The following is a 15,618-nucleotide window of genomic DNA, read 5'->3' as shown; positions in this document are numbered from 1 at the left end:
CGGACGCATTAGCCGAGATGAAGGCGGGGAAAGCAAAACTTGGCGGCATGGCGACGGCCAGGGTCTTGAAGCGGCTCCCCAGGCATCCTAGCTGGCTTTGGCAGGCAAGTCCCGTTGCAATCTGCAACTTTGAAAAGGGAGTATTTCATGGCGAATCTGTTCGAACCGGTACAACTCGGGGCGATCCATGCCCCCAATCGCGTGCTGATGGCGCCGCTCACGCGCGGCCGCGCGACACGCGACCATGTGCCGACGCCGATCATGGCGGACTATTATCGCCAGCGCGCTTCGGCGGGCCTCATCATCAGCGAGGCGACGGGCATTTCGCGGCAGGGGCTGGGATGGCCCTTCGCGCCGGGGCTGTGGTCGGAAGAGCAGGTTGAGGCGTGGCGGCCGGTGACGGAGGCCGTGCATGAGGCAGGCGGCCGGATCGTCGCGCAACTCTGGCATATGGGGCGCGTGGTGCACAGCAGCGTGACCGGCGAGCAGCCCGTCTCGGCCAGCGCCACCGCGGGACCGGGCGACGCGCACACCTATGATGGCAAGAAGCCCTATGAACAGGCGCGGCCTTTGGCCATAGACGAAATTCCGGGCGTGATCGCGGATTATGTCCGCGCTGCCAAAAACGCCATCGCGGCCGGTTTCGACGGTGTGCAGATCCATGCCGCGAACGGCTATCTGATCGACCAGTTCCTGCGCGACGGCAGCAACCATCGCGACGATATTTATGGCGGTTCGATCGAAAATCGCGTGCGCCTGTTGCGGGAGGTGACGCAGGCGGTGGCCGACGCCATCGGTGCGGACCGCGTGTCGGTGCGGCTGTCCCCCAATGGCGAGACGCAGGGCGTCGACGACAGCAATCCTTCCGCCCTGTTCGCGGCGGCCGCGGACGTGCTGCAGCAGATCGGCATCGCCTTCCTGGAACTGCGGGAGCCGGGGCCGGACGGGTCCTTCGGCCGGACCGACGTGCCGCGCCAGTCGCCGGTCATCCGCCGGCATTTTTCCGGGCCGCTGATCCTGAACAGCGATTACGACCTGGAGCGGGCGCAGCGGGATCTGGACAGCGGCCTAGCAGACGGCGTGAGCTTCGGGCGCGCTTTCCTGGCCAATCCGGACCTGCCCAAGCGCCTGCGGATCAATGCGCCGCTCAATGGCGCGAACATGGCGACCTTCTACAGCCAGGGCGAGGAAGGCTATGTCGACTATCCGGCGCTGGAGGAAGCGGCCTGAATAGAGGTCTGGGGGCGGGTGGAAAGTGGACACCCCCCCTTCACGCCTTAGGGGAGGGGGCTGGATCGGCCAGCTTCGGCCTCCCATCCTGGGCCCGCCGCAACCTCGAACCGCATAAAGAAAGGGGCCGCCCGGCAGCAGCCCCTTTGCACACCTAAATCCGGCGTCTCAGGCGCTGAATCTCTCCCGCAGCGCCAGCATGGCGATGGCCGCCTTCGCCGCCTCGCCGCCCTTGTCCTTCTCGTCCCGCCTGGCGCGGGTCAGCGCCTGGGCTTCGTTCTCGACCGTCAATATGCCGTTGCCGATCGGGATGCCGTCCATGCTGAGCGCCATCAGGCCGCGCGCGCTTTCGTTCGACACGACTTCGAAATGATAGGTTTCGCCCCGGATCACCACGCCGATGGCGATGAAGCCGTCATAACGCCCGGTTTCCGCCGCCAGCGCCACCGCGCCGGGAATCTCCAGCGCGCCGGGAACCGTCACCACCTCATATTTATGCCCCTCATCCTCCAGCGCGGCGACCGCGCCCTCGATCAGCAGGTCGTTGAGATGGTCGTAGAAGCGCGCTTCGACGATCAGGAATTTTGCCATGGATAGGTTCCTTAAAGCTCGATCGACCGCTGCCCAACCACGGCCAGGTCATAGCCGTCAAGCGCGATCAGGCTGTGGTGCGTGTTGCTGAGCAGGATCATGTCATGGACGCCGAGTTCGGCCAGAATCTGCGCGCCCACGCCATAGTCGCGCAATTCGTCCATGCCCGAATCGGGCTGACCGGCATGATGGCGCAGGCTGCGGCTCATGAAATCGCCCGGCGCCTGGGCGGCGAGGACGACGACGATGCCGGCCCCCTGCCGGGCGATGATCTCCATCGACTTGGCAAGCAGGCCGTTGCGCGGCCCGGTCGATCCATAGACGTCGTCCAGCAGGGAGAGCTGGTGCATGCGGACCAGCGTCGGCTCGTCGGGGGAGACATGGCCCTTCTGCAGCACGAGCTGCTCGGTCTGGGTCGCCTTGTTGTAGAAGCTGATCGCCTTCCAGTCGCCGCCCCACTGGCTGTTGAAGACGGTTTCGGCGCGGCGTTCCACCATATGGTCATGCCGGCGGCGATAGGCGATCAGGTCGCGGATCGTGCCGATCTTCATCCTGTGCTTCTGGGCGAAGGGGATGAGGTCGTCCAGCCGCGCCATGGTGCCGTCGTCCTTCATCACCTCGCAGATGACGCCCGACGGATTGAGCCCGGCCAGACGGGCGACGTCCACCGCCGCCTCGGTATGGCCGGTGCGGACCAGCACGCCGCCATCCTTCGCCACCAGCGGGAAGACATGACCGGGCGTCACGATGTCTTCGGGCCCCTTCGACCCGTCGATCGCGACGGAGATGGTGCGGGCGCGGTCGGCGGCGCTGATGCCGGTGGTCACGCCCTCGCGCGCCTCGATCGACACGGTGAAGGCGGTTTCGTGGCGGGTGCCGTTGTTGCGGCTCATCAGTCCCAGGCCCAGATGGTCGACCCGCTCCTTGCTCAACGCCAGGCAGATGAGGCCGCGGCCATGGGTGGCCATGAAGTTGATCGCGTCCGGCGTCGCCATCTGCGCGGGAATGACCAGGTCGCCCTCATTTTCCCGGTCCTCGTCATCGACCAGAATGAACATACGGCCGTTGCGGGCCTCATTGATGATCTCCTCGGGAGAGGCGAGCGCGGTGCCGCCCTCCCGCTTGGCGAGATAGCTTTCCAGCTTGCCCAGCGTTTCCGCCGTCGGATTCCAGTCCGCCTCGCCCAGCTTGCGCAGGGAATTGGCATGGAGACCCGCCGCGCGGGCAAGGCCGGATCGCGACATGCCGCCCTCCGTAACCAGCGAACGGACCGTATCGATAAGGGCTGACGACATGCTGAAGACTCCTTCCCACGGCGGGATGGAGCGGCATATCACATCAAGATGTGATTATGGCAAGCAATAATCACATTGAGCGAGAGCGTAGGCTCTGCATCCGGTCGAGATAGCGCGCCAGCACATCGATCTCCAGATTGAAGGCGCGGCCCGGCGTCAGGCTGTCCAGCGTCGTCGCGGCGGCCGTGTGGGGGATGATGTTCAGGCCGAAATGGACGGAGCCGTCCGCCTGATCCTCCACCGTGTTGACGGTCAGCGAGATGCCGTCGACGGTGATCGAACCCTTGGCCGCCAGAGCGGAGGCCAGCGCGGCGGGCGCGGCGATGACAAGGCGGGTCGAATCGCCCTCATGCGCGGCGGACACCAAAGTGCCGATGCCGTCGACATGGCCAGTGACGATATGGCCGCCCAACTCATCCCCGACCTTGAGCGCGCGTTCCAGGTTGAGGCGGCCGCCCTGGTCCCACAGGCCCGGCGCCGTGCGAGCGACGGTTTCGGCCGACAGGTCGACCGCGAACCAGTCGGCGCCCTTCTCCACCACCGTCAGGCAGGCGCCCGAACAGGCGATGGACGCGCCGATGGCGACCGATTCCATGTCATAGGCGCAGCCGATCGCCAGCCGCAGGTCGCCGCGCTGTTCATGGGTGCGGATGGTGCCGATGTCGGTGATGATGCCGGTGAACATGAGGAGCGCCTTGCTTGTGTTCCGTTGGCCGCGCCCGGAAGGGGCGGGGCTTTCGGGGTGATCTAGGCGTTCCGGCTGCGGAGGTAAACCTCCAGCCGATCATCGCCCAGCCGCCGTTCGTCGTCGAGCCGCCAGCGGCCATGCGCGCCGGCCAGATCGGTCAGGCCGATGTCGCCCATCCCGGCAAGCCCGGCGCCGATCAGGATCGGCGCGCGATAGAGCAGCAGGCGGTCGACCAGATCGGCGCGCAGGAAGGCGGCGGCGGTCTGTGCCCCCCCCTCGACCAGCAGATGGTCGACATGCGGCAGGGTGGCGATGTCTTCCGGCGCGGCAATGCTATCCCACCCTTCAGGCGCGTCGCCATGGCTGAGCAGCACGCGTCGGGGCGAGCGGTCCTCCAGGCCGGCCAGGCGCACATCCAGCCGGGGCGCATCGGTGCGCAGCGTGCCGCCGCCCACCAATATGGCGTCATGCCGTGCCCGTTCCACATGGGCATGGGCACGGGCGTCCGGACCGGTGATCCAGCGGCTGGACCCATCGGCCAGCGCGATCCGGCCGTCGAGCGACAGGCCCAGCTTGAGCGTCACGGCCGGGCGGCCCAATGTCTGGCGCAGCACGAAACCGCGCATCGCGGCGGCGGCTTCCTGCGCCATCAGCCCCATTTCGACCACGATGCCGCGCTTGCGCAGCCAGGCGGCGCCCTGCCCGTCGGTGCGCGGATCGGGATCGCGCAGGGCGATGACGACGCGGCGGACCCCTGCCCGCGCCATCAGGTCGGCACAGCGCGGACCGCGCGGGGAAAGGTGGAAGCAGGGCTCCAGCGTCACATAGGCGGTGGCGCCGCGGGCGCGGTCCATGGCCTCCTCAAGCGCCTGCGCCTCGGCATGGGGGCGGCCGCCCTTTTGCGTCCAGCCGCGCCCGACCACATGCCCGTCCTTCACGATCAGGCAGCCGACATTGGGATTGGGCGTGGAAAGGCCGCGTCCCCGTTCGGAAAGTGCGATGGCGGCGGCCATGAAGCGCCGGTCCTGAGCGGGATCGGCGGGGGGCAGGACGCTTTTGGATCGGGCGCTCAGGGCTGGGCCGCCCCGCTCTGGGCTGCTCCGGGGACGGATTTCTCCGCAGCCTCGGCCTTGGCCAGCCGGGCGTCGAGCTGGGCGTTGATCTGCTTCAATGCTTCCTTGCGGCGGGCGGTGTTGCGGGCCTCGTCCTTCTTCCAGTCGATGCCGAAAATATCGGCCACGCCCTGCATTTCCTTCTGCTTCTTCTCGATCGCCGCCTCCCGCTTGGCGAGGTCGATCTTCTGCTGGAGGATGATCGCCGCGTCGGACCGGCTGGAGTCCCAGCTCTGGACATAGAAGATCTGGTTGCGCGTCGGCATGGTGTTGGTGTTGGCGTCGACGATGAAGGCCCAGATGATGACCCAGGTGACCGCGACGGACAGGCCGAGCAGCGGCCATTTATGAGGCCGGTTCTCACGAAAATAGCTCCACAGGTCGCTCATCGCGCTCTTGGGAGACACCGGACGGGGGAAGATCGCCATCGCGCCGATATAGGGTAAGGCGGGGCCGGATGCAAAAGCGCTGTTGCTGTCCGTCATGATTTCCGGCCCCTTCCTGTTGGATTTCAGACGTCTGCCAGGCGGAAATGGACGGTCAGCACCTTGGTCGAACTGACCGGCACGCCATCCCGAGTCGCCGGGCGGAAGCGCCATTTGCGCAGGGCATGGCGCTGGGTGGCGATCCAGAAGGCCTCGTCCGCCGCCGACAGCCGCTCTATGTCGGTGACGCGCCCGTCGGGCCCGATGGTGACGCGGACCACCACCTTGCCCTCCATCCCCTGCCGGATCATCGCACCGGGATAGTCGGGCTGGAACGCGGCCAGCGCGCGGGGATCGATGGTGGCATCGGCCAGCACCGGTTCGGGCGTCGGCGGGACTATGGGCGGCATGATCGTGCCCGTGCCGGAATCGCCGGCGGCCATGCCATCGTCGGCCTTCGTCGTGAAGCCCGTCGGCGGCGGCGGGACGACGGGCTTGTCCACCACGGTCGGATGGGATTTGGCTCGCGGCAGGGGTTTGGAGTCGTTTTCCGGCTGCTGCTGTTCCGGGGGCGGCGGCGTATCGTCCACCGGATAGGTCAGCAGCGGCGGTGGATCGCGGAAGACATCGACCACTTCCTTGGGCATCAGCAGATAGGCCCCGACCACCAGTGCATGGACGGCGATCGCCCCGCCTATGCCGAAGGAAGATCGGTTGCCGCCGCTATAGCCGGAAACCTGAGCCTGCCCACCTGCTGTCCGCAACGTCATCAGTCGCATATCGCACCCTCCTGTCATGCGATCCTTCCCGGATCGAAATGTCATGTTACAACATATTTCTATGATATGTTGCAACATTAATTTTTGACCATTTCCAATGGTGACAGCCCAAGGTGCTGCCTCAAATTGCCCGAGAACGCTCCAGCTTGTAGTCATTGGCGGGAGGAGACGAATTGGGCGCAGACAGACCGCTTTCCCCCGTTTGCCCTGAGCCTGTCGAGCCGAAGGCGGCGAAGCCAAGGACTTCATTTCTCCTTGAAACTGTGGCGTCGGTCGCACCCCCTGTGGCTGTGCCGGATCGCGGCGTCCCGGCTCGCCTTGCTGTCGGGCGCCTGCTGCTGGGCATCATCGCGCACTGATTTGTGGACCTTCCAAGACAGCCCGCTATAAGGGCCTGCTAACGCTTCGGAGGAAACATGGCGGGTTCGGTCAACAAGGTCATTCTGGTGGGCAATCTGGGCGCGGACCCGGAGGTGAAGAGCTTTCAGAATGGCGGCAAGGTGTGCAACCTGCGGATCGCGACCTCCGAAAGCTGGAAGGACCGCATGTCGGGCGAGCGCAAGGAACGCACCGAATGGCACAGCGTCGCCATCTTCTCCGAGGGGCTGGCGGGCGTGGCGGAACGCTTCCTGCGCAAGGGGTCGAAAGTCTATCTGGAGGGCCAGCTGCGCACCCGCAAATGGCAGGACCAGTCGGGCAATGACCGCTATACCACCGAAGTGGTCCTGCAGGGGCCGGGCGCGGTGCTGACCATGCTGGACGGCGCGCCGGGCGGCGGCGGTCAGGGAGGCGGCTTCGGCGGTGGCGGCCGCTCGCAGGGCGGCGGCGACTGGAGCGGCGGTTCGAGCGGCTTTGGCGGTGGCGATTATGACGATTTCGGCGGCGGCGGCGGCTTTGGCGGCGGTTCCGGCCGCTCTTCCGGCGGCGGACGCGGCGGCGCTGGCGGGCCCAATTTCGACAATGACCTGGACGATGAAGTGCCGTTCTGAGGGCATTTTCCTGAAAGAAGGATCAGCGCCCCGCCCGGAAGGATGGGGCGTTTTTCTTTTGGTGGTCGGGCAGGATGGCGAAGGTCGATGGCCGGCCTGGTGAACCGCGTTGCTGCGCCGGCATCGGAACGAGCATGGCGCTTGATCCCGCGATCGGCAAATATGCGCCAGCGGCCAACAAAACTTACTTTCCCCGGCATTTTGCCCTAGGCGCTTCCCATGCCCCGCCCTTCCCGCCCCGAGGACGTCCCCGGCCTCCCCGCCCGCCGCGCAGCGCTTCGCCTGCTCGACGCTGTGCTTCGGCGCGGCGACCCGCTTGAACTCGCGCTGCATGGCGCGGCGCAGGGGCTTGCTCCCGCCGACCGGGCGCTGGTTCACGCCATCGCTGCCGAGACGCTGCGCCACCTGCCCGATCTCGACGCGCTGATCGACAGCGCCACGCGCCAGCCGCTGCCGCACGACGCCAAGGCGCGCATGGTCCTGCGCATCGCCCTTATCCAGGTGCTGGCGCTGGGCACCGCGCCGCACGCCGCCATCGCCACCGCCCTGCCGCTGGTGGATGGCGGTCCGCGCAAGCTGGTGCACGGCGTCTTCGGCACGCTGACCCGCGCCGATCCGGCGCTTCCCTCACCCCCCACCCTGCCCCCGGAGACCGCCAGCCGCTGGGCCGCGCAATGGGGGGACGCCATGCCGCAGGCCGCCGCGCACGCCTATGGCCAGCGTCCGCCGGTCGACATCAGCCTTCGCGATCCCGCCCGGACCGCGCATTGGGCCGAAGCGCTCAACGGCCGGAGCCTTGCCCCTGGGCATGTCCGCCTGCCCGAAGGTGCAGCGATCCCCGACCTGCCCGGCTTCAGCGAAGGCGCCTGGTGGGTGCAGGATCTGGCCGCCTCCACCCCCGCGCGCCTGTTGGGCTTGGGCGAGGGACGCCACGTCCTCGACCTCTGTGCCGCACCCGGCGGCAAGACGATGCAGCTTGCCGCCGCGGGGTGGCGCGTCACGGCGGTCGACCAGTCGAAGAAGCGCCTTGAACGATTGGGCGAAAATCTGGCGCGTACCGGCCTTTCCGCCGCCATCGTGCAGGGCGACCTGCGCGCATGGGAACCCGATGGGGCGGCCGACGCCATCCTGCTCGACGCGCCCTGCACCGCAACCGGTATCTACCGCCGGCATCCCGACGTGCTGCACCGCATCGGCCCGCGCCAGATCGCGGAGCTGGCCGAACTCCAGACCGAACTGCTGGCTCGCGCTGCGGCATGGCTGAAGCCGGGCGGCACGCTGATCTACGCCACCTGCTCGCTCGAACGGGCCGAGGGCGAGGAGCAGGTCGCCCGCTTCATCGACGCCCGGCCGGATTTCAGCCCGCTGCCCGCGACGCCCGGCGAGCTGCCCGACGGCATCGTGCCGACGGCGCAAGGATGGGTCCGCACCCTGCCGGACAGCCTTGCCGCGCAGGGCGGAACCGACGGCTTTTTCGTTGCAAGGCTGATACGATCCACTAAGCCTTAACCAAGCAACCCTATGGTGCGATCCGGCATTCAGAAAGACCTGCCTTGCGCCCGACCGAGCCCCTTCCCCTGAACCATAGCTGGCCGCTCTATGCGTTGCGCGACCATCTTGCGCCGGTGATGCTGGACGACCGCATCGCCCGCGACGATGGGGCGCTGGCGGAGCGCGGCCTGGGCCTGTGGCATTGCGACCTCAGCGACGACAGCCTGAACTGGACGGACGGGGTCTATGACATTTTCGGGCTGGAACGCGGGATGACGGTCCCCCGCCCGCTGGCCGTGTCGCTCTACACGCCCGAAAGCCGTGCCGCGATGGAGCAGTTGCGCGCCTATGCGATACGCCACAGGCGCGGCTTCACGGTGGATGTCGACATCCGCCCGGCGGACGGCGGCGAATGCGCCATGCGCCTGATCGCCGCGCCCATCATCCAGCGAAATCAGGTGGTTGCGCTGCACGGCGTCAAGCAGTTCCTGCCCAGGGGTTCCAGGCCGTCGACCGGCCTTGATCCCACGCTGTTCATCCTGTCCTGACAGGCCGGGCGAGTCCGCACGCCGACGCCTGTCGCCAAAAGCCTGTGGATAGCGTTAATCGGGCGTTGCCCTGACCTGCGGCCAAGGCTAAGGCCGATGGTCAAATGACCAGCCCGATCCTGATCTCACCCTCCATCCTGTCCGCCGATTTCGCCCGTCTGGGCGAGGAGGTCCGCGCCATCGACGAAGCGGGTGCGGACTGGATCCATATCGACGTGATGGACGGCCATTTCGTACCCAACATCACCATTGGTCCCGGCGTGGTGAAGGCGCTGCGTCCGCATACGAAGAAGCCGTTCGACGTCCACCTGATGATTTCCCCGGTGGACCAGTATCTGAACGCCTTTGCGGAGGCGGGCGCCGACATATTGACCGTCCATCCGGAGGCCGGACCGCATATCCACCGCTCCATCCAGCACATCAAGTCGCTGGGCGTGCAGGCGGGCGTGGTGCTGAACCCCGGCACCCCGGCCAAGATGCTGGATTACCTGATCGACGATGTCGACCTGATCCTGGTGATGAGCGTCAATCCGGGCTTCGGCGGACAGAGCTTCATCGCCAGCCAGCTCCGCAAGATCGAGGCGATCCGGAAGATGATCGAGAAGTCCGGGCGCGACATTCGTCTGCAGGTGGACGGCGGCATCGACTTCGCCACCGCGCCACAGGCGATCGGGGCGGGCGCCGACGTTCTGGTGGCCGGCACCGCGACCTTCCGGGGCGGTCCGTCCGCCTATGCCGACAACATCCGGACGCTGCGCGGCGGGTGAGCGACCGCCGCCGCCCTTCCCCCCATTCCGCCCCCGAGGAGGCCGGACCCGGCCCGGAGGACGGGATCGAACAGGGCAAGCGGCTCATCCGCATCGCGGATGACAAGGGACTTTCGCTGGCGCAGCGCATCGCCAACCGCTTCTATCTGCTGAGCTGGAAGACGCCGATCCACGGCCGCCGGCTGAAGGGCAAATATCCGCTCAAGCTGCTTGCCGTGCCCGACGATGAAATCCCGGGCAACGCCCATGCGGGTCAGGCGATCCGCGCCGGCTATTTCCTGTTCCGGGGCCTGAAACTGCCTCTCGACAGGCTGGATTTCGCCAATCCGGGCGTGACGGCGGGCTTTGCCGATTATCTGCACGGCTTCCATTGGCTGCGCGACCTTGCCACCGTGGCCACCCGCGAACAGGCCGCGCCGATTGCCGAAGGCGTGATGCGCAAATGGCTCGCCGCCCATGCCGACACGCCCAGCGAACCCGCATGGCGCGCCGACAATGCGGGCTGGCGCCTGCTCTTCTGGTCGGCCCATGCGCCGCTGATCCTTTCGTCGAGCGACCTCGTCTATCGCTCTCTGGTGCTGAACTGCATCGCCCGCACCGCCCGTCATCTGGACCGCAGCGCGGACAAGGCGCCGGTCGGCCTGCCGCGCCTGGTCGCCTGGGGCGGGATCGTCGCGGCGTCGATGCTGCTGCCGGGCGGCGCGGCGCGCAAGCTGTTCGGAGAAGCCGGGCTCAAGCGCGCGCTCGACAGCGGCCTCCATGGCGACGGCGGCATCATCTCGCGCTCGCCGCTGGACCAGCTGGAAGCGATCATGCTGCTGACCATGGTCGCCGCCGTCTATGAAGTGCGCCGCGAACAGACGCCTGCCTTGCTGAAGGAGGCACTGGCCAAGGCCGTGCCGGCCCTGCTCGGCCTCACCCATGGCGATGGCGGGCTTGGCAACTGGCAGGGTGCGGGCGCCATCGATCCCGCCACCATCGACGCCGTCATCCGCGCCAGCCGCGTGCGCGCCCGTCCGCTGCGGCAGGCCAATGGCTGGGGCTATCAGCGGCTCGCCGCCGGGGGCACCGTGGTGCAGGTCGATGCCGCCCCGCCCCCCGTCGCCCAATTGGCCGATGCGGGCTGCGCCTCCACCGGCGCGGTCGAGATCAGCGACGGGCAGCAACGGCTGATCGTCAACTGCGGCGGCGCCGCGCTGGAGGGCGCGTGGATGCCGCGCGATCTGGCGCAGGGGCTGCGCACCACCGCGGCGCACAGCACGTTGGTGCTGGACGACAGCAATTCCACCGCCCTGCTGCCCGACGGCACGCTGGGCAAGGGCGTGACAGAGGTGGAAATCAACCGGCAGGAGACGGAAAGCGGCAGCCGCCTCGACCTCAGCCATGACGGCTATGTGCGGCGCATGGGCTATGTCCACCGCCGCCTGCTGCTGATGAGCGCGGACGGCAAGGAAATCCGTGGCGAGGACATGCTGACGCCCGCGGTGCGGCGGCGCAAGCCGGTGAAGCTGCCGGTCCAGCTTCGATTCCACCTCGCCCCCGGCGTCGAGCCCACGCCCACCGCCGACGGCATGGGCGCCCTGCTGCGCATCGACACCGGCGCGACATGGCAGTTCCGCGCCAATGCGGGGAAGCTGGCGATCGAGGAAAGCCTGTGGGTGGATGCCCAAGGCCGTCCCCATGGCACAAAGCAGCTGGCTGTCACCAGCGAGGCCCTTCCGGGCGGCTCGACCGTGGGGTGGTTGCTGAAAAAGGTGAGCTGAGCGCCTCGCGGCCCGTGCAATGAGGCCGCCCGCTTGCCCCATGGCGATTGCCGCGATTTCCGGGACGGCGAATGTTCCCTTTCACTCGGAATCGCTTTAGAGGCCTGCGGCAAGCCTGAGCGGCACCCGAACAGCAGCAGGAAGCACCTCCATGTCAGACGTCATCATCAAGCGCGCCCTTCTTTCCGTTTCGGACAAGTCCGGGCTCATCGAACTGGGTCAGGCGCTGGGCAGGCATGGGGTCGAGCTGGTGTCGACCGGCGGCACGGCCAAGGCGCTGCGCGAGGCGGGTCTGGAGGTCAAGGACATCTCCGACCTCACCGGCTTCCCGGAAATGATGGACGGCCGCGTCAAGACGCTGCATCCGAAGGTCCATGGCGGCCTGCTCGCCGTGCGGAACAATCCCGATCATGTCGCCTCCATGCAGGCGCACGACATCGGCGCGATCGATCTGGTGGTCGTCAACCTCTATCCCTTCGCCGCCACCGTCGCCAAGGGTGCGGAGCGCGAGGAGATCATCGAGAATATCGACATTGGCGGCCCCTCCATGGTCCGTTCCGCCGCGAAGAATCATGAAAGCGTGGCCATCGTCACCGACCCCGCCGACTATGCCCGGCTGATCGCGGAAATGGAGGAGAAGGGCGGCGCGACCAGCTACGACTTCCGCCGCATGCTCGCGGCCAAGGCCTATGCCGCCACCGCCGCTTACGACGCGATGATCGCAAGCTGGTTCGCCTTTGCCGATCAGGGCGTGCAGTTCCCCGAAAGCCTCTCGGTCTCCAGCACGCTGGGTTCGACGCTGCGCTATGGCGAAAACCCGCATCAATCGGCTGCCCTCTACCTGCCCGTCGGCCCGTCGGCCAACGGTATCGCCCAGGCGAAGCAGATCCAGGGCAAGGAACTCAGCTACAATAATTACAACGACGCCGACGCCGCGCTGGAGCTGGTCAGCGAGTTCCGCGACGGCCCGCCGACCGTGGTGATCGTCAAGCATGCCAATCCCTGCGGCGTCGCCACCGGCGCCACGCTGATCGAAGCCTATGAAGCCGCGCTTGCCTGCGACAGCGTGTCGGCATTCGGCGGCATCATCGCCGTCAACCGCCCGCTCGACGGTCCGACCGCCGAGGCGATCAGCGGCATCTTCACCGAAGTCGTCGCCGCCCCCGATGCGGACGAGGACGCCAAGGCGATCTTCGCCAGGAAGAAGAACCTTCGCCTGCTGCTGACCGGCGACCTGCCCGATCCGGCCCGTGCCGGCCTCCAGATCAAGAGCATTGCCGGCGGTCTGCTGGTGCAGGGCCGCGACAATGGCCGCGTCAGCCGCGATCAGTTGAAGGTGGTGACGAAGCGCGCGCCTACCGAGCAGGAGCTGAACGACTGCCTGTTCGCCTGGACCGTCGCCAAGCATGTGAAGTCGAACGCCATCGTCTATGCCAAGGGCAACAGCACCGCCGGCATCGGCGCGGGACAGATGAACCGGCTGGAATCCGCGCGCATCGCCGCATGGAAGGCGAAGGATGCCGCGGAAAAGGCCGGCTGGGCGGAGGCCCGGACCATCGGTTCGGCGGTTGCGTCGGACGCCTTCTTCCCCTTTGCCGACGGCCTGCTGGCGGCGGTCGAGGCGGGCGCGACGGCGGTGATCCAGCCCGGCGGCTCCATCCGCGACGAGGAAGTGATCGCCGCCGCTGACGAGGCGGGTCTGGCAATGGTCTTCACCGGCATGCGCCACTTCCGCCACTAAGGGCGATTGATGCGGATGCGAAAGGGCGCCGATCCTTTCGCATCCGCAAAAATAGCGGTTTTCAGCCACTTTCTGCCAAGTGGCCCCTTTTCATATGCCTTCACGAAGCCTATTTAGAAGAGGACCCTACTCCCACGTCAGGCGTTGGGCAGATCCGATAAGAGTTCGACAGGAGATACAGGATGACCAGAAAGACGTTGGTGGCGCTGACCGCCGCGATGACCCTTGCCTTGCCCGCAGCAAATGCCTTTGCCGGCATCAACGATATGGACGTGGTGGTCGACGGCCGCACCGGGACGGAAACCCGCAGCATCGCCGTGTCGATGGCTGACCTGAACCTTGCCAGCACCCATGGCGTCCGCGTGGCCGACTCCCGCATCACCAAGGCGGCGAAGAAGGTCTGCGGCTGGATGAACGGATCGATCCTGCCCGCCACGCCGGACTATCGCGCCTGTTTCGGCGAGGCGCTCGACGGCGCCCGCACGGACCTCAACACGCTGATCCAGGCACAGCGCCAGGGCTGATCCGCCCTTTTGAAAAGAGTGGAGGCCGGCGGCTCACCATGGCCGCCGGCCTTGCCTTATCTTGCATTGTTACCGGCTATTAACTACTCCTTAGAAGATTTCCTTCACCTAAACCGGCGAAGGATTTCACCGGGGGGCCTTGGATGCCGCAGAACGACCACCATGTGGATGTCGCCATCATTGGCGCGGGGCCGGCTGGGTTGACGGCCGCCTATCTGCTGACCAAGAAGGGCTATTCGGTCAGCGTCATCGAAAAAGACCCGGTCTATGTCGGCGGCATCAGCAGAACGGTGGAACTGAACGGCTTCCGTTTCGACATTGGCGGCCATCGGTTCTTTTCCAAGTCGAAGGAGGTCGTCGACCTCTGGAACGAGATACTGCCCGACGACTTCATCCAGCGCCCGCGGATGAGCCGCATCTATTATGAAGGCAAATTCTACAGCTATCCGCTGCGCGCCTTCGAAGCGCTCGGCAATCTGGGGCTGTGGCGATCGGCGCTCTGCATGGCGAGCTTCGCCAAGGCGAAGCTGTTCCCCAATCGCGATGTCCGTTCCTTCCAGGACTGGACGGTCAACGCCTTCGGCCACAAGCTGTTCTCGATCTTCTTCAAGACCTATACGGAGAAGGTGTGGGGCATGCCCTGCGACGAGATGTCGGCGGACTGGGCGGCGCAGCGCATCAAGGGCCTGTCGCTCTGGGGCGCAGTGACCGACGGCCTCAGGCGATCCCTGGGCCTCAACAAAAAGCCCAATGACGGCATGGCGACCAAGACGCTGCTGGAAAGCTTCCGCTATCCGCGCCTTGGCCCCGGCATGATGTGGGAAGCGGCCCGCGACTTCGTGGTCGCGCGGGGCAACCGCGTGCTGATGGCGCACAGCCTGGAGCAATTGTCGCAGGATCAGGCGAGCGGCGGCTGGCGCATGGTGGCGCGCGGCCCGGACGGCGAAGTCGCCATCACCGCCGGCCATGTCATCAGTTCCGCCCCGATGCGCGAGCTGGCCGGCCGCATCCGTCCGCTGCCCGCGACGCTGGGCCAGGCGATGGACCTCAAATATCGCGATTTCCTGACCGTGGCGCTGATGGTGAAGGGCGAGGACATCTTCCCCGACAACTGGATCTATATCCACGATCCGAAGGTGCAGGTCGGCCGCATCCAGAATTTTCGGAGCTGGTCCCCCGAAATGGTGCCGGACCCCGATCTGGCCTGCGTCGGCCTGGAATATTTCTGCTTCGAGGGCGATGGCCTCTGGTCGTCGAGCGACGCCGATCTGATCGAACTGGCGAAGAAGGAAATGGCGACCCTGGGCCTGTGCGACCCCGCCGATGTCGTCGGCGGCGCGGTGGTGCGGCAGGAAAAGGCCTATCCGGTCTATGATGACGGCTATGCCGACAATGTCCTTGCGATGCGCACCGAATTGCAGCGGCTTTATCCGACGCTGCATCTGGTCGGCCGCAACGGCATGCACCGCTACAATAATCAGGACCATGCGATGATGACGGCGATGCTGACGGTCCGCAATATCGAGGCGGGCGAGCAGCTTTACGACATCTGGGCGGTCAATGAGGATGCCGAATATCACGAAGCGGGCGAGGAAGGGCAGGACGCAGCCGGCCGGCGCGCCGCGCTCGCCAGCGAAAGGCTGGTGCCCAATCGTCTGAAGGCGGCCTGACCCCC

General features: G+C 66.6%; 15 protein-coding genes. 9 read left to right on the top strand and 6 right to left on the bottom strand.

What is annotated here, in order from left to right; translation table 11 throughout:
• Positions 1-147 precede the first annotated feature (147 nt).
• The gene (locus tag A8G00_RS21060; RefSeq protein WP_103001588.1) at positions 148-1,230 is read left to right on the top strand and encodes an alkene reductase; all 1,083 of its coding nucleotides are present in this window, start codon (positions 148-150) and stop codon (positions 1,228-1,230) included.
• 168 nt (positions 1,231-1,398) lie between these two features.
• Here the strand turns inward: A8G00_RS21060 and ribH are convergent, their stop codons facing one another.
• The 6 genes from ribH to A8G00_RS21030 all read right to left on the bottom strand — a co-directional run bounded on the left by ribH (position 1,399) and on the right by A8G00_RS21030 (position 6,120).
• The gene (ribH, locus tag A8G00_RS21055; protein WP_044661210.1) at positions 1,399-1,821 is read right to left on the bottom strand and encodes a 6,7-dimethyl-8-ribityllumazine synthase; all 423 of its coding nucleotides are present in this window, start codon (positions 1,819-1,821) and stop codon (positions 1,399-1,401) included.
• A gap of 11 nt (positions 1,822-1,832) precedes the next feature.
• On the bottom strand, positions 1,833-3,116 hold the full coding sequence (gene ribB, locus A8G00_RS21050) for a 3,4-dihydroxy-2-butanone-4-phosphate synthase (RefSeq protein WP_025548279.1): 1,284 nt from the start codon (positions 3,114-3,116) through the stop codon (positions 1,833-1,835).
• Positions 3,117-3,186: 70 nt separating this feature from the next.
• Entirely contained in the window at positions 3,187-3,801 is a 615-nt protein-coding gene (locus A8G00_RS21045; RefSeq protein WP_103001587.1) for a riboflavin synthase, read from the bottom strand.
• 62 nt (positions 3,802-3,863) lie between these two features.
• A complete protein-coding gene (gene ribD / locus A8G00_RS21040) occupies positions 3,864-4,853 on the bottom strand; it encodes a bifunctional diaminohydroxyphosphoribosylaminopyrimidine deaminase/5-amino-6-(5-phosphoribosylamino)uracil reductase RibD (protein ID WP_301182321.1) in 990 nt (329 codons plus the stop codon).
• 20 nt (positions 4,854-4,873) lie between these two features.
• Positions 4,874-5,401, bottom strand: coding sequence for a hypothetical protein (locus tag A8G00_RS21035; protein WP_044661207.1), 528 nt, complete (start codon positions 5,399-5,401; stop codon positions 4,874-4,876).
• Between the two features lie 26 nt (positions 5,402-5,427).
• Entirely contained in the window at positions 5,428-6,120 is a 693-nt protein-coding gene (locus tag A8G00_RS21030; RefSeq protein ID WP_048576390.1) for an energy transducer TonB, read from the bottom strand.
• A 416-nt stretch (positions 6,121-6,536) separates the two neighbouring features.
• On the opposite strand from A8G00_RS21030, the gene ssb reads away from it, so the two are divergent.
• From ssb to A8G00_RS20990, 8 genes are all read left to right on the top strand, one after another.
• Positions 6,537-7,109 carry a single-stranded DNA-binding protein gene (gene ssb, locus A8G00_RS21025; protein WP_025548273.1) on the top strand — a complete coding sequence of 191 codons (573 nt, stop codon included), beginning with the start codon at positions 6,537-6,539 and terminating at the stop codon, positions 7,107-7,109.
• 219 nt (positions 7,110-7,328) lie between these two features.
• Positions 7,329-8,618 carry an RsmB/NOP family class I SAM-dependent RNA methyltransferase gene (locus A8G00_RS21020; protein ID WP_103001585.1) on the top strand — a complete coding sequence of 430 codons (1,290 nt, stop codon included), beginning with the start codon at positions 7,329-7,331 and terminating at the stop codon, positions 8,616-8,618.
• Between the two features lie 44 nt (positions 8,619-8,662).
• Positions 8,663-9,148: a hypothetical protein gene (locus tag A8G00_RS21015; RefSeq protein ID WP_048576388.1), complete on the top strand. Its 486-nt coding sequence runs from the start codon at positions 8,663-8,665 to the stop codon at positions 9,146-9,148.
• 104 nt (positions 9,149-9,252) lie between these two features.
• A complete protein-coding gene (gene rpe, locus A8G00_RS21010) occupies positions 9,253-9,915 on the top strand; it encodes a ribulose-phosphate 3-epimerase (protein ID WP_048576387.1) in 663 nt (220 codons plus the stop codon).
• Complete coding sequence (locus A8G00_RS21005; protein ID WP_025548266.1) at positions 9,912-11,678, top strand: heparinase II/III family protein; 1,767 nt, start codon at positions 9,912-9,914, stop codon at positions 11,676-11,678. Before rpe ends, A8G00_RS21005 begins: the two co-directional genes overlap by 4 nt.
• A gap of 151 nt (positions 11,679-11,829) precedes the next feature.
• Positions 11,830-13,419, top strand: coding sequence for a bifunctional phosphoribosylaminoimidazolecarboxamide formyltransferase/IMP cyclohydrolase (purH, locus tag A8G00_RS21000; RefSeq protein WP_048576386.1), 1,590 nt, complete (start codon positions 11,830-11,832; stop codon positions 13,417-13,419).
• Positions 13,420-13,601: 182 nt separating this feature from the next.
• Complete coding sequence (locus tag A8G00_RS20995; protein WP_044661200.1) at positions 13,602-13,943, top strand: UrcA family protein; 342 nt, start codon at positions 13,602-13,604, stop codon at positions 13,941-13,943.
• Between the two features lie 143 nt (positions 13,944-14,086).
• Positions 14,087-15,613 carry an NAD(P)/FAD-dependent oxidoreductase gene (locus tag A8G00_RS20990; RefSeq protein ID WP_048576385.1) on the top strand — a complete coding sequence of 509 codons (1,527 nt, stop codon included), beginning with the start codon at positions 14,087-14,089 and terminating at the stop codon, positions 15,611-15,613.
• Positions 15,614-15,618 lie beyond the last annotated feature (5 nt).

This window comes from Sphingobium sp. SA916, from assembly GCF_002894065.1.
GTDB classification, from domain to species: Bacteria; Pseudomonadota; Alphaproteobacteria; order Sphingomonadales; family Sphingomonadaceae; genus Sphingobium; species Sphingobium fuliginis.
This window is presented reverse-complemented; position numbering and strand designations above follow the sequence as displayed.

What these genes read in the sequence shown, in the direction of transcription:
- ribH (WP_044661210.1), bottom strand. Translation starts at nt 1,821, where the DNA reads ATGGCAAAATTCCTGATCGTCGAAGCGCGCTTCTACGACCATCTCAAC.
- rpe (WP_048576387.1), top strand. Translation starts at nt 9,253, where the DNA reads ATGACCAGCCCGATCCTGATCTCACCCTCCATCCTGTCCGCCGATTTC.
- purH (WP_048576386.1), top strand. Translation starts at nt 11,830, where the DNA reads ATGTCAGACGTCATCATCAAGCGCGCCCTTCTTTCCGTTTCGGACAAG.
- A8G00_RS20990 (WP_048576385.1), top strand. Translation starts at nt 14,087, where the DNA reads ATGCCGCAGAACGACCACCATGTGGATGTCGCCATCATTGGCGCGGGG.
- A8G00_RS21030 (WP_048576390.1), bottom strand. Translation starts at nt 6,120, where the DNA reads ATGCGACTGATGACGTTGCGGACAGCAGGTGGGCAGGCTCAGGTTTCC.
- A8G00_RS21060 (WP_103001588.1), top strand. Translation starts at nt 148, where the DNA reads ATGGCGAATCTGTTCGAACCGGTACAACTCGGGGCGATCCATGCCCCC.
- ribB (WP_025548279.1), bottom strand. Translation starts at nt 3,116, where the DNA reads ATGTCGTCAGCCCTTATCGATACGGTCCGTTCGCTGGTTACGGAGGGC.
- A8G00_RS21020 (WP_103001585.1), top strand. Translation starts at nt 7,329, where the DNA reads ATGCCCCGCCCTTCCCGCCCCGAGGACGTCCCCGGCCTCCCCGCCCGC.
- ssb (WP_025548273.1), top strand. Translation starts at nt 6,537, where the DNA reads ATGGCGGGTTCGGTCAACAAGGTCATTCTGGTGGGCAATCTGGGCGCG.
- A8G00_RS21035 (WP_044661207.1), bottom strand. Translation starts at nt 5,401, where the DNA reads ATGACGGACAGCAACAGCGCTTTTGCATCCGGCCCCGCCTTACCCTAT.
- A8G00_RS21045 (WP_103001587.1), bottom strand. Translation starts at nt 3,801, where the DNA reads ATGTTCACCGGCATCATCACCGACATCGGCACCATCCGCACCCATGAA.
- A8G00_RS20995 (WP_044661200.1), top strand. Translation starts at nt 13,602, where the DNA reads ATGACCAGAAAGACGTTGGTGGCGCTGACCGCCGCGATGACCCTTGCC.